Source organism: Variovorax monticola (genome assembly GCF_051216855.1).
Lineage (GTDB): Bacteria > Pseudomonadota > Gammaproteobacteria > Burkholderiales > Burkholderiaceae_C > Variovorax.
The window spans coordinates 99591-112849 of the sequence record NZ_JBPJZP010000003.1 but is presented as its reverse complement, the minus strand read 5'-3'; the positions used below and the strand labels follow the sequence as shown (position 1 = coordinate 112849).

General features: G+C 68.3%; 10 protein-coding genes. All 10 read right to left on the bottom strand.

Translation table 11 applies throughout. The annotated features are described in order from the left end of the window. Positions 1-19 precede the first annotated feature (19 nt). The 10 genes from ACSFA5_RS11645 to ACSFA5_RS11600 all read right to left on the bottom strand — a co-directional run bounded on the left by ACSFA5_RS11645 (position 20) and on the right by ACSFA5_RS11600 (position 13184). Positions 20-2335: a xanthine dehydrogenase family protein molybdopterin-binding subunit gene (locus ACSFA5_RS11645; RefSeq protein ID WP_435444191.1), complete on the bottom strand. Its 2316-nt coding sequence runs from the start codon at positions 2333-2335 to the stop codon at positions 20-22. Continuing rightward, positions 2332-3318, bottom strand: coding sequence for an FAD binding domain-containing protein (locus ACSFA5_RS11640; RefSeq protein ID WP_435444190.1), 987 nt, complete (start codon positions 3316-3318; stop codon positions 2332-2334). Before ACSFA5_RS11640 ends, ACSFA5_RS11645 begins: the two co-directional genes overlap by 4 nt. Continuing rightward, a complete protein-coding gene (locus ACSFA5_RS11635; RefSeq protein ID WP_435444189.1) occupies positions 3315-3821 on the bottom strand; it encodes a 2Fe-2S iron-sulfur cluster-binding protein in 507 nt (168 codons plus the stop codon). The genes ACSFA5_RS11640 and ACSFA5_RS11635 overlap by 4 nt, the downstream gene beginning before the upstream one ends. A gap of 231 nt (positions 3822-4052) precedes the next feature. Then, positions 4053-4937 (bottom strand): ABC transporter permease, encoded by an 885-nt coding sequence (locus ACSFA5_RS11630; RefSeq protein ID WP_435444188.1) that lies wholly within the window; start codon positions 4935-4937, stop codon positions 4053-4055. A gap of 1 nt (position 4938) precedes the next feature. Then, on the bottom strand, positions 4939-5856 hold the full coding sequence (locus tag ACSFA5_RS11625) for an ABC transporter permease (protein ID WP_435444187.1): 918 nt from the start codon (positions 5854-5856) through the stop codon (positions 4939-4941). A 28-nt stretch (positions 5857-5884) separates the two neighbouring features. Continuing rightward, positions 5885-7153 (bottom strand): ABC transporter substrate-binding protein, encoded by a 1269-nt coding sequence (locus tag ACSFA5_RS11620; protein ID WP_435444186.1) that lies wholly within the window; start codon positions 7151-7153, stop codon positions 5885-5887. Positions 7154-7220: 67 nt separating this feature from the next. Further along, positions 7221-8333 carry an ABC transporter ATP-binding protein gene (locus ACSFA5_RS11615; RefSeq protein WP_435444185.1) on the bottom strand — a complete coding sequence of 371 codons (1113 nt, stop codon included), beginning with the start codon at positions 8331-8333 and terminating at the stop codon, positions 7221-7223. 140 nt (positions 8334-8473) lie between these two features. Next, complete coding sequence (cobA, locus tag ACSFA5_RS11610; protein ID WP_435444184.1) at positions 8474-9289, bottom strand: uroporphyrinogen-III C-methyltransferase; 816 nt, start codon at positions 9287-9289, stop codon at positions 8474-8476. Beyond that, entirely contained in the window at positions 9286-10191 is a 906-nt protein-coding gene (gene ybiB / locus ACSFA5_RS11605) for a DNA-binding protein YbiB (protein WP_435444183.1), read from the bottom strand. The genes cobA and ybiB overlap by 4 nt, the downstream gene beginning before the upstream one ends. A gap of 200 nt (positions 10192-10391) precedes the next feature. Further along, entirely contained in the window at positions 10392-13184 is a 2793-nt protein-coding gene (locus ACSFA5_RS11600) for a nitrate reductase (protein ID WP_435444182.1), read from the bottom strand. Between the last annotated feature and the right edge of the window lie 75 nt (positions 13185-13259).

Sequence of the window (13259 nt, the reverse complement as noted above, 5' to 3'; positions counted from 1 at the left end):
TGCCGGATGTGCCGGTGCGTCAGCGCATCAGCTTGTCCAACGTGATGGGCAGCGTTCGAACGCGCTTTCCGCACGCGTTGAAGACAGCGTTGGCAACCGCGGCGCCCACCCCGGTGATGCCGATCTCGCCGACGCCGTGGGCGCCCATCGGCGAGTGCGGATCGGGAATGTCGGTCCACATCACGTCGATCTCGGGCACGTCCATGTGCACCGGCACGTGGTAGTCGGAGAGGCTGGGATTCATGATGCGGCCGTTGCGCTCGTCGAATTGCGTTTCTTCCATCAACGCCAGGCCCAGCCCCATGACGATACCGCCGCGAAACTGGCTGGCCGCCGTCTTGGCGTTGAGGATGCGTCCGCAGTCGAACGAGCCAAGAAAACGGCTGACCCGCGTCTCGCCGGTCACCTCGTTCACCCGCACCTCGCAGAACATGGCGCCGTGCGAGTGCATCGACCAATGCATGATTTCGAGCGGGGGCGGGGCGCTGGCCTCGACGACCAGCTCGTCACGCCCGGCGCGCGCCAGGATGCCCGCATAGCTTTCGAAACGAGCGGGATCATCGATATTGCCGAGGCCGCCGTCGCGGCCGACCACATCGTCGGGCTTCAGGCCGTGCAAGGGCGAGTCCTTGCCGCAAAGCTTCAACAAGGCTGCGAAGAGTTCGTGCTGTGCCGCCATGACCGCGCTGCCGATCGAGGCCGTCTGCTGCGACCCCCCTGCAAGCACGACCCCGGGGAAGCGCGAATCGCCGTGGCAAAAAGTCACCTGGTCCATCGTCAGGCCGAGCCGTTCGGCGGTGACCTGCGTTTGCGCGGTGGCGGTGCCCATGCCCATTTCATGCGCAGCAACCTCGACCTTCACCAAGCTGTCTTTTGCCAGCGTGATGCGGGCCGCGCCGCCCGGCATGCGGTAGTACGGGTACGTGGCGGTGGCGCAGCCCATGCCGACCAGCCACTCCCCTTCGCGGCGGGTGCCCGGCGTCGCGCTTCGCCGGCTCCAGCCGAAGCGCTCGGCGCCTGCGCGGTAGGCCTCGACGATGTGGCGCGACGAGAAGGGTGCGCCCGTGGTCGGGTCCTTCTGCGGCTCGTTGCGGATGCGAAGCTCGATCGGGTCCATCCGCATGGCATCGGCCAGTTCGTCGACGGCGCTCTCCAGCGCGAAGGTGCCGACCGCTTCGCCGGGCGCGCGCATGAACGTGTTGGCCAGCATGTCGAGGGTCGCCACCTCGACGTCGAGCTTGAAGCTGCCGGCCGCGTAGGCGGAGCGCGCCGGCAAGATGAACGGCTCGGGCATGTTGTTGTGCTCGGTCATCGTCACCACGCCGGTGTGGATCAGCGCGTCGAAGCGGCCGTCCGCCTGCGCACCGATCGCCACACGCTGCTCGGTGTTCGTTCGCCCGCCGACCACGCGGTAGACGCCTTCGCGCGTGAGCATGATGCGCACCGGACGCCCGGCGAGCTTCGACGCCGCCGCTGCAAGAACCTGGTGGCGCCACAGTGTCTTGCCGCCGAAGCCGCCTCCCACATAGGGCGAGGTCACATGCACCTGCTTCTCGTCGATCCCGAAGATTTCCGCCATCGACCAGGCCATGTGCGTGACCGCCTGCGAGGCGTCGTGGAGGATGAGTTCATCCCCCTTCCAGGCCACGGTCGCCGCATGCAGCTCGATCGCGTTGTGGCTGTGGCGTGGCGTGGCGTACGTGACGTCGACCCGGTGGGGGGCAGCGGCCAGCGCCGCTTCGGCGTCGCCGATCTCCAGCTTGAGCGGCTCGCCCTGGAACGTGCCGGGCTTCGTTCCCTTGGCCTTGGCCGCCGCGAGCGAGGTCGTGGCCGGCGCGGCTTCGTACACGACGCGAACCAGCGACTTCGCGTGATCGGCCTGCTCCTGCGTCTGCGCCAGCACGACGGCGATCGGCTGGCCGTTCCAGTGGACCTGGTCGTCCTGCAGGACGGGCAGGTCGTCGCCCCCGGCCGCCTTGTCCTTGGACATGAAGAGCGGCATGGGTTTCATGCGCGGCGCGTTCTCGTGGCTCATCACCAGCACCACGCCGGGCGCCGCTTGCGCCGCGCCCGTGTCCAGCGTCGCGATCCGTCCCCGCGGCACCGTGCTGTAAACGAGCGCGGCGTAGACCATTCCCTCCATCGGGAATTCCGCCGCGAACCGCGCCTGCCCCTGTACCTTGAGCGGCCCGTCCAGGCGTGAGACCGGCGCGCCGATCAGTCCGTCCTTGCGCGCGATCAGCGGGTCGGGCTTGCTGCCGGGCACCCATGCGTCGGGCGCGAGGGCGATGGCCTTTTTCATGACCGCCTGAACGGTCTCTTGAATGACGCTCATGCTTGCATCTCCTTCAGTTCGCCGAGCACGGCGGCAATCGTCCGCTTTGCCAGCTCGATCTTGAATCCGTTGTCGCGCAGCGGCTGCGCGCTGGCCAGTTCCGCCTCGGCGGCAGCACGGAAAACTTCCGCCGTAGCCGGTTTCCCCCGCAGCGCCTCTTCGGCCTTCCAGGCGCGCCAAGGCTTGTGCGCGACGCCACCGAGGGCGATGCGCACGTCCTTGACGGTGTCGCCGTCGAGCTCGAGCGCGGCCGCCACGGAAATCAGCGCGAAGGCGTAGCTCGCGCGGTCGCGCACCTTGCGGTAGGTCGACCACGCCCCGAAAGGCAGCGCGGGCAGCTCGACAGCGGTGATGAGTTCGCCCGGCTCGAGCAGCGTCTCGATGTCGGGACGGTCTTCGGGCAGGCGGTGCAGCTCTGTGAACGGCAGCGTGCGCTGGCCGCGGGAGTTCCGCAGATGCACCATGGCGCCCAGCGCGGCGAGCGCCACGCACATGTCGGACGGATGCGTGGCGACACAGCTGGGCGAAGCGCCCAGGACGGCGTGGAGGCGGTTGATGCCTTCGGCCGCATCGCACCCCTGGCCGGGACTGCGCTTGTTGCAGCGCGACCCTTCGTCGTCGTAGAAATAGGCGCATCGGGTGCGCTGCAGCATGTTGCCGCCGACGGTCGCCATGTTGCGGATCTGCGCCGATGCGCCGGCGGTGACGGCCCGTGCGAGCACCGGGTAACGCGCTCGCACGGCGGGGTGCGAGGCGAGCGCGGTGTTGCGGGTCGCGGCGCCGATCAGCAGGCTGCCGTCGGGCCGTTCTTCGATGTCGCGCGACAGGTCCGTGACATCGACCAGAGCGATCGGACGCTCGATGGTTTCGCGCATCAGGTCGACCAGGTTCGTGCCGCCGCCGAGGTACTTGGCGCCTGGCTGGCTGCCGAGTCGGAGTGCATCGCCTGCGTCTTGCGCGCGGGCGTAAGTGAAGGGGGTCATGTGGGCACCCCCTCGAATGTCTCGGCGATGGCCGCCACGATGCCGTTGTAGGCACCGCAGCGGCACACATTGCCGCTCATGCGTTCACGCAGCTCGTCGTGGCTGAGCGCGATGGTCTGCGTACAGAGGTCGGCGGTGACGTGGCTGGGAACGCCCCGCTTGAGTTCCTGCGCCATTCCCACGGCCGAACAGACCTGGCCTGGCGTGCAGTAGCCGCACTGGAAGCCGTCGTGCGCGATGAAGGCTTTTTGCAACGGGTGCAGGTCGCCTTGCGGGGCAAGACCTTCGATGGTGGTGACCGACCGGCCCTGGTATTGCACGGCCAGCGCAAGGCACGCCAGCACGCGCTCGCCGTCGACGAGCACGGTGCACGCACCGCATGCGCCCTGGTTGCAGCCCTTCTTGGCGCCGAACAGCTGGCGATGCTCGCGCAGGAAATCGAGCAACGAAACACTGGGGTCGTCGGGCAACTCGGCCGGCGACCCGTTGATGGTGATGGTCATGAGCGCTCTCGTGGGGTGAGTCGAGTAAACAGTTGTCACAGCGCTGCAAGGCGATACGACCAACTTGCTGGACTCTTCTCTTAGCACGATGGCGTGCTCGGCGGCGTCAGGATTTTTCTTCAATGCGCGGGGCTTGGCGCCTGCGGGGCCGTTCTGTGCTGGCGCGCGCCGCTGCGAAGGGCATGCACCCCGGCCACAACGGCCAAGCCCTCGCCGCGATTCCCTGGCAGCTCAGTCCTTGCGGGTGGAGCGGCGGCCCAGCATGGCTGCGGCGCCCAGTGCCACGGCCATCACGAGCAGCGACACCACGGTGGTCACGGTGCCCAGCGCATAGATCGACGGTGTGGTGACCGTCGACGTCAGGCCCTGCAGTTCGAGCGGCAGCGTGTTGACGTCGCCGATGGCCTGCGAGGTGCGGGCAATCTCGTCCCACGACAGGGTGAAGCCGAACATGCCGATGCCCACGATCGACGGGCCGATCAGCGGCAGCACCACGAAGCGGAAGGTCTGCCACGGCGTGGCGCCCAGGTCGCGCGCGGCTTCCTCATACGCCGGGTTGAAACGGTTGAACACCGCGAACATGATGAGCAGCCCGAAGGGCAGCGTCCACGTGAGGTGGGCTCCGAGGGCGGAGCTGAACAGGCCGAGCGCGGTGCCGTAGCCCTCGAGCAGCGCGGTGGCGTCCATGGCCGTCAGCAGGCCCTTCACGGCGGTGTCGAGCAGCCGGAACTGCAGGCCGATGCCCAATGAAATGATGATCGACGGCATGATCAGGCTCGCCACCGTCACGAAGAACAGGGCGTTGCTGCCGGCCAGCTTCTTGCGGAACGCGAGCCCTGCCAGCACCGACAGCACGACGGTGAAGGCCATCACCACCGCACCCAGCGCCAGCGAGCGCCTGAAGGCCGCACCGATGTCGACGGTGCCCAGGCCTTCCGCCAGCTTGTAGAACCAGTGCAGCGACACGCCGCGCAAAGGAAATGTGAGGCCCCCCTCTGGGCCCTGGAAGCTCAGCACGAAGATCGTGATCATCGGGCCGTAGAGGAACAGCACGAACAGGGCGAAGACTGTTGCGAGGGGCCAGAAGCCGGGGCTGCGTTGTTCGCCGATTTTCACCCTAGAGCTCCTTGCGAATATCGACCAGCCGGGTCAGGCCCCAGATGATCATCAGCACCACCGCCAGAAGAATCATCGCGTTGGCCGCAGCCAGTGGAAACTGCAGGTAAGAGGTCTGCACCTGGATGATCTTGCCGATGGACGCGATCTGCTGCCCACCCATCACGCCGATGGTCACGAAGTCGCCCATCACGATGGTGATGACGAAGATCGAGCCGATCAAAATGCCCGTGCGCGACAGCGGCACCACCACGTTCCACAGCGTCTGCCAGCCCGACGCGCCCGCGTCGCTGGCCGCCTCGAGCAGCGAACGGTCGATGCGCATCATGCTGTTGAAGATGGGCACGATCATGAACATCGTGTACAGGTGCACGAAAGCCAGCACCACCGAGAAATCGGAGAACAGCAGCCACTCCACCGGCTGGTTGACGAGGCCCACGCCCATCAGCGCCTGGTTGACCAGCCCGTTGCGCCCCAAGAGCGGCACCCACGAGATCATGCGGATCACGTTCGAGGTCCAGAACGGCACCGTGCACAGCACGAACAGCACCGTCTGCATGGTCGACGAGCGCACATGGAACGCCAGGAAGTACGCCACCGAAAAACCGATCAGCAGCGTGATGCCCCACACCAGCAGGCAGAACTTGAAGGTGCTCAGGTAGGTGTTGAGCGTGACGCACAGGTCGCCGTTGTCGGTGAGGTGCGAGCAGCCCTCGAACAGGCTCAGGTAGTTGCGCAGCGTGACTGCGGGAATCAACTCGTACTCGTTGAAATTCCAAAGGCTGACCATGGCCACCAGCGCCAGCGGAATCAGGAAGAACAGCAGGAACACGAGCGCGAACGGTGCCGCCTGCCACCAGGCTTTCACGGTGTGCGTGGGCATGGTGGCGGCGTGGCCGGACGCGGCGGGTGCGCTCATGTCTGCGGTGTCTTTCCTGGATGCGTGCTCAAGCCGCGACGAACTCGTTCCACTTGCGAACCATGTATTCGTTCTCGTCCATCACCGCGTTCCAGCACGCGATGCCGCCCATGCGCTGCTCGTAGCTGCCGCCGTCGCGCAGCGAGCCGGCCTTGGCGATCACGTCGCCCTGCGGGCTCTTGATGTCCTGCGCGGCGGGCTTGCCTTCCATCCAGTAGGCCCACTCGTAGCCTTCCATCTTGGTCTTGGCGGTGTCCAGCACGGCGCTGTAGTAGCCCTGGCGGTTGAGGTACGCGCCGGCCCAGCCGTCGAGGAACCAGTTGATGAATTCATAAGCGCCGTCCAGCTTCTTGCCCGACAGCGTGGCCGGCAGGCCGAAGCCCGAGGCCCAGGCGCGATACCCTTCCTTCAGGGGCTGGAAGGTGCAGTCGATGCCCTTGCTGCGCACGGCCGTGACGGCGGGCGACCACATCGACTGGATCACGACCTCGCCCGAGGCCATCAGGTTCACCGACTCGTTGAAATCCTTCCACAGCGCGCGGAACTGACCGGCCTTCTTGGCCTCGATCAGGGTCTTGATCGTCAGGTCGATCTCGGCCTTGGTCATGTTGCCCTTGTCGGCGTACTTGTGGATGCCCTTGGCTTCCACCACCATCGCGGCGTCCATGATGCCGATCGACGGAATGTTCAGGATCGCGGTCTTGCCCTTGAACTCGGGGTTCAGCAACTCGGCCCACGAAGAGATCGGGCGCTTGATCAGGTCGGGGCGAATGCCCAGCGTGTCGGCGTTGTAGGTGGTCGGAATCAGCGACATGAACTGCGTGGCCGACTTGGCGAAGACCTTGCTCTTCTCGCCTTCGAGATAGATCACCTTCACCGGCGCCGTGCCCTGGTTGCCGACCTTCTTGCCGGCCACTTCGCCCTTGGTGAAGAGCGAGGTGATCTTGTCGGCGTTCTTCACGCGCTTGGTGTCGATGCCCTTCAGGTTGCCGGTGGGCACGATCTTCTTGAGCGAGAAGAACTCGGTGTCGATCAGGTCGAAGCTGTTGGGCGCGGTCACGGCGCGCTTGGTCACCTCGTCGGTGGTGATGGCGACGTACTGGATCTCGATGCCGGTGTCGGCCTTGAACTTCTCGGCAATGGCCTTGTCCTGGTTCACGGCGGTGCCCAGGTAGCGCAGCACGACTTTTTCCTGCGCGTGCACGAAGGGCGCGATGCCCGTGGCCAGGATGCCGGCGGTGCCTTGCAGCAGCGTGCGGCGCTTGACGCCGGCGGACGAGTCGATGGGTTCGGTCATGGCTGAGTCTCCGTGGATGACAAGTGGAAAGGGACGCGGAAAAAGGGGTGGCTGGTGGCGGCGTGACCTACAGCGTCATGGCGATGGCGGCCGTGTCGTCGCGCAGGGCGCTGGCATCCGGGCGCACCGGCGAGCGTTCGCCGGGCGGCTTGACACCGGGGCCGAGCGTGCGCGCGTCGGCCTCGGCCCACGACAGGCGAACCGTCTCGCCCTGTGCAAACGGGCTCGCGAGAAAGGCGGCTTCGCCCAGCAGCACCGACACGGCCTGGCGCCCCGATGCGGCCGCCTGCAGCGACAGGCCGAGCAGCACGTAAGTGCCCTGGTACTCGACGTCGGTCACCGTGGCGGCAAGGCCGCCGGAGGCGCCGCTGGCCGGCGCGGCAATCCGCATGTGGTCGTTGCGCACCGCGATCGGGCCGGCGGGCGTGTCGAACACGTTGTGCCCGCCCATGAAGCGCGCCACGAACTCGCTCGCCGGGTGGTTGTAGATGGCGTGCGGCGCGCCGACCTGCTCGATCACGCCGTGGTTCATGACCACCATGGTGTCGGCCAGTGCCATCGCTTCTTCCTGCGAGTGCGTGACGTGCACGAAGGTCAGGCCCAGCTCCTTCTGCCAGCGCCGCAACTCGGCGCGCATTTGAATGCGCAGGAAGGGGTCGAGCGCCGACAGCGGTTCGTCGAGCAGCAGCACGCGCGGCTCGGTGATGAGCGCGCGTGCCAGCGCCACGCGCTGCTGCTGGCCGCCGGAAAGTTCGCCGGGCTTGCGTTCGGCCAGGTGGCCCATGGCCACGCGCTCCAGCAGGTCGTGCGCACGCTTCTGGCGCTCGGCCTTGCCGACGCCTTTCATCTTCAGGCTGAAGGCCACGTTGTCGGTGGCCGACAGGTGCGGGAACAGCGCGAAGCTCTGGAACATCATGGCCGTGCCGCGCGCCGCGGCGGGCAGGTTGGTGATGTTGCGGTTGTCCAGAAGGATGTCGCCGCTGGTGACCGACTCGTGGCCCGCGATCATGCGCAGCGTGGTGCTCTTGCCGCAGCCCGAGGGCCCCAGCAGGCAGCAGTAGCTGCCGCTGGCGATGCGCAGGTCGATCTGGTCGACGGCGGCCGGCGTGCCGGCGGCGTAGCGCTTGGTGAGCGCCACGATTTCGACGGCGGCGGGGACGGGCGTGGCGACGGCATTCATTGCCGGATACGCAGCAGGATCCATGCCACGCTGCACCAAAGCGGGGTGCGGGCCGGGGTGCTGCGGGGGGGCCGAACGGCGTACAGACCGGCGCGTGCAGGTTGCGCTAGTTGCTTGGTCGGCGGGCTGCCGCCGCGGGATCAGGTGCCGAACTGGTCCGCGTCCACCGGCAACTGCACCGCGGCCAGGCCGCGCAGCACGTCGCCCACCACGATCACCGCGGGGCTCGCCAGCCCGGCTTCGGCGATGCCGCTTTGCAGCTTGCTCAGCGTGGTCGCGATGTGCCGCTGGTGCGGCAGGCTCGCATGCTGGATGACCGCCACCGGCGTGTCGCCCGGCAGGCCCTGCAGCAGTTCGCGCTCGATGTGCCCGGCACCCGCCACGCCCATGTAGATCACCAGCGTCAGGCGCGCGCTGTACGCCGTCGCGGCCAGCGCGCCCCAGTCGGTCGGGTCTTCGGCCGCGCCCGCGCCGGTCTTGGCGTGGCCGGTGACGAACACCACGCCCTGCGCATGGTCGCGGTGCGTGAGCGGCACGCCCAGCGAGGTCACGGCGGCCAGGCCGGCGGTGATGCCGTTGACCACCGCGCATTCGATGCCGGCCTCGCGCAGGTGCGCCACCTCTTCGCCGCCGCGCCCGAAGATGAAGGGGTCTCCGCCCTTGAGCCGCACCACGGTTTCGCCTTCGCGCACCGCCGTGATCATCAGCCGCTCGATGAAAGCCTGCGGCGTGCTCTTGCAGCCGCCGCGCTTGCCCACGTGCACGATGCGCGCGCCGGGGCGGGCATAGGCCAGGATCTCGTCGTTCACCAGGTCGTCCACCAGCAGCACCGTGGCGGCCTGGATCGCCTTCACGGCCTTGACCGTCAGCAGTTCGGGGTCGCCCGGGCCGGCACCGACCAGCGTGCAGCGCCCGGCAATGAGAGAGGAAGTGGGGAGCTCGTTGTTGTCGTTCATGCCTGGGATGCCAGTTGCGTGATGTGCAGGACCTGCTTCGCGATCGCCTCCGGCACCGGAAGCTCGCCGGCCAGCACGCGGCGCGTGTAGGCGGCGGTGGTGGCCACGTCGATTTCCGTCGGCAGGCCCGGCACGTCGCTGGTGGTGCCCGGCTGCTGGGCCTGCAGCTCGGTGCGCACGCCGCGCACGAAGCCGTCGATCTGCGCGGTGCGGCGCGGGTCGGACACCACTTCGCCTTCGAGGCCGCGCGAGAGCAGGGCGGTCTGGCCCGTGAGCTCGAAGGTCTCGCCCATGGTGCGGGCGTATTCGGGGTGCGTGTAGCTGGCGACCACCACGCAGGGGCCGGCGCCGGGCTGCATGAGCTTGACCACGCTGTGGCCCGGGTTGCGCAGGCCGACCACGCGGCGCACGTCGAGCAGGCGCTTGAGCGCGGGGTTGAGCAGTTCGGTGGGGGCGAAGGCGGCTTCGCCGTCGGCGACGGGGCGAACCGCCGTCAGCGGCGCAATGTCCATGGCCGCGAGCACGTTGGACGCCAGCACGCGCGAGGTTTCGCTCGCGCTGCCGTGCACCAGCACCGGCAGGCCTTCGCGGGCGAGCAGCAGCGCCAGCAGCGGCGTGAGCACCGGCAGCTTGCGCGCGCCGTTGTAGCTGGGCAGCACCACCAGCGGGCGGCCGCCGGCTGGAATGCGGTGCAGCCTGGCATGCGTGGCGTCGAGGAAGCCGGCCATTTCTTCGGGCGTTTCGCCCTTGATGCGCATGGCCAGGCAGAAGCCACCGATTTCGAGGTCGGTGACGGTGCCGTCCAGCACCTGGCCGAACAGGTCGGCAGCTTGTTCGCGCGTGAGCGGCTTGGCGCCACGCGCGCCACGGCCGATTTCCTTGATGTATTGACTGATTCCCATGGGTGGGGCGATTGTCCTGCAAGGCTTATGCCGGAATGTAAGTTGGCTTATGCATCGGGTGTCTTGTTCCCTCTCCCGCTTGCGGGAGAGGGTCAGGGTGAGGGCAACGGCCTCGCCACATCGCGCGGGCTTCATCGCCGCTCACCCTCACCCCAGCCCTCTCCCCCAAGGGGAGAGGGGGCAATGCAGGCGGCGGTGCATCACGATATCGCCTCCGCCTCCACCGCCGTCCCCCGCACCATCCGCTTGAGCTCCGGAATGCACGACCCGCAGTTGGTCCCGCATTTCAGCGCCCCCTGCAGCTTGACCAGCCGCTCGTCCGCCGTCCCGCTGCAGCGCCCCAGTTCGGTCTGTATCGCCAGGTCCGCCACGTTGAAACAGGTGCACACCGTCCTGCCGCGCGATTGCACGGCCACCGGCGCGCGTGTGCCCGGCGACAGCAGCAGGCGGCCATAGGTCTGCGCCGGCAGCTCCTCGCGCAGCAGCGTGGCGATCCAGGCCTCGGCGCTGGTGTCGCCGCCCAGCAGGAAGGCTTCGAGGCCCGCGCTGCCGTCAGGGCGGCGCACCAGCCGGGCCGAGCGGCGCTGGCCGCGGCGGCGGTCGGCGTAGCGCAGGGTGTCGGCGGTCTGCAGGCCGAGCAGGGCTTCGATCTGCGCGACCAGCGCCTCGTCGGGCGCGTCGTGCGCGGCGGCGCGAAACAGCAGGCCGCTGCGTTCCTGGCCCTGCGTGTTCCCCGCGAACGGCACGCAGGTCGCGAACGCAAACATGGCCATCAAGGGCTGCAGCGCGCGGTGCGCGGTCAGCGAGGCGCCGGCGGGCAGCCAGGCCATGGCCAGCAGCGACCAGGGCAGCTCGGCCTTGAGGATCTTCACCGGCGTGTGCTTCAGCTCGGGCTGCTTCGAAGTGGGGCAATAGGCCGGCGTGGTCAGCGCGTTGATGCCCGCGAGCCGCTCGCCGGTCGACGAACAGCCGCTCAGGTACTCCTCGCCCCAGTGCATCGCGACGAAGGCCTGGCTCATGCCCACCTCGGCGCTGGCGCGCGCCGGCAGCAGGATCGAGCCGCGCTTCGAGGTCAGGTGCACCAGGTCGCCTTCCTGGATCTGCCGGCGCGCCATGTCCTGCGCGTGCATCTGCACCATCGGCTCGGACACGTGCCCGAACAGCCGGCCGGCCGTGCCGGTGCGGCTCATGCCGTGCCACTGGTCGCGCAGGCGGCCGGTGTTCAGCGAGAAGGGGTAGCGCGCCTCGCGGGCCTCGGCCACCGGCTTGTAGGCAGTGTCGACGAAGCGTGCGCGGCCGTCGGGCGTGGGGAACACGCCGTCTTCGTACAGGCGCACGCGGCCGGTGCTTTCGCCTTCCTTCAGCGGCCATTGCTGCGGGCCGGCGGTCTCCAGCATCGGGTAGCTCATGCCGGTGATGTCCAGGTCGCGCCCGCGCGTCGATTCGCGGTGTTCGTTCCACACCGATTCGGCCGTGTCGTAGGGAAACAGCGTGAAGCCGCGGCCCAGATGCCGTTCGAGCCGGTGCGCGAAGGCCACCGCGATCGACCAGTCGTTGCGCGCCTCGCCCGGCGCCGGCACCGCGGCTCGCACGCGCGAGATGCGGCGCTCGCTGTTGGTCACGGTGCCTTCCTTTTCGCCCCAGGTGGTGGCGGGCAGCAGCAGGTCGGCGAAGGCGCAGGTGGCGGTGGTGGCGAAGGCCTCCTGCACCACGACGAATTCGGCGCGTTCCAGCGCGCGGCGCACCGTGGCCTGGTCGGGCATCGACTGGGCGGGGTTGGTGCAGGCTATCCACAGCGCGCGGATCTCGCCGTCGGCCGCGGCCTGGAACATCTCGACGGCGGTCTTGCCGGGCTTCTCGGGCACCGTGGGCACACCCCACAGCGCGGCCACTTCGGCGCGGTGTTCGGGGTTCGCCAGGTCGCGGTGCGCGCTCAGCAGGTTGGCCAGGCCGCCGACTTCGCGACCGCCCATCGCATTGGGCTGGCCCGTCAGCGAGAACGGTCCGGCGCCGGGGCGGCCGATCTGCGCGCTCGCCAGGTGCAGGTTGATGAGCGCCGCGTTCTTCGCCGTGCCGCTCGAAGACTGGTTCAGGCCCTGGCAGTACAGGCTCAGCGTGGCCGGCGAGGTCGCGAAGAGGCGCGCGGCCTCGAACAGGTCTTCCTTCGAGATGCCGCACACCTGCGCCACCTTGTCGGGTGTGCAGTCGCGCACCGTGGCCTTCAGCGCGTCGAAGCCGCTGGTGTGGGCCGCGATGTACGCCGCGTCGGTCCAGCCTTCCCACAGCATCAGGTGCAGCATGCCGTTGAACAGCATGACGTCGGTGCCGGGCTGTATCGGCAGGAACAGGTCGGCTATTTCCACCGTGTCGGTGCGGCGCGGGTCGGCCACGACGATCTTGAGCGCCGGGTTCGCGGCCTTCGCGTCCTCGATGCGGCGAAAAAGAATGGGGTGCGCCCACGCCGTGTTGCTGCCCACGATGAACAGGCAGTCGGCGTGCTTCAGGTCGTCGTAGCAGGCCGGCGGTGCGTCGGCGCCCAGCGTCTGCTTGTAGCCGGCCACCGCGCTGCTCATGCACAGGCGCGAGTTGGTGTCGATGTTGTTGGTGCCCACCAGGCCCTTGGCGAGCTTGTTGAAGACGTAGTAGTCCTCGGTGAGCAGCTGGCCCGACACGTAGAAGCCGACCGCGTCGGGGCCGTGGTCGCGAATCACCTGGGCGAACTTGGCCGAGGCGTTGTCCAGCGCTGTGTTCCACGGCACCGCCGCGGGGGCCTGGCCGCGCGCGAGTCGCTGCAGCGGCTGCAGCAGCCGCGTCTGGCGCGTGACCGTGGCGCTGGCCGTGAGGTGCAGCGTCGAGCCCTTGGTGCACAGGCGGCCGAAGTTGGCCGGATGGTCGGGGTCGCCGCGCACGCCGGTGATTTCGCTGCCGCGCGATTCGATGACCACGCCGCAGCCCACGCCGCAGTAGGGGCAGGTGGACTTCGTTTCCCGCATGGCTCCCTCCCCTTCCGGGGGAGGGTTGGGGAGAGAGCTCGCAGTGCTGAAAATGGGCACGCCACCGGCGATGGT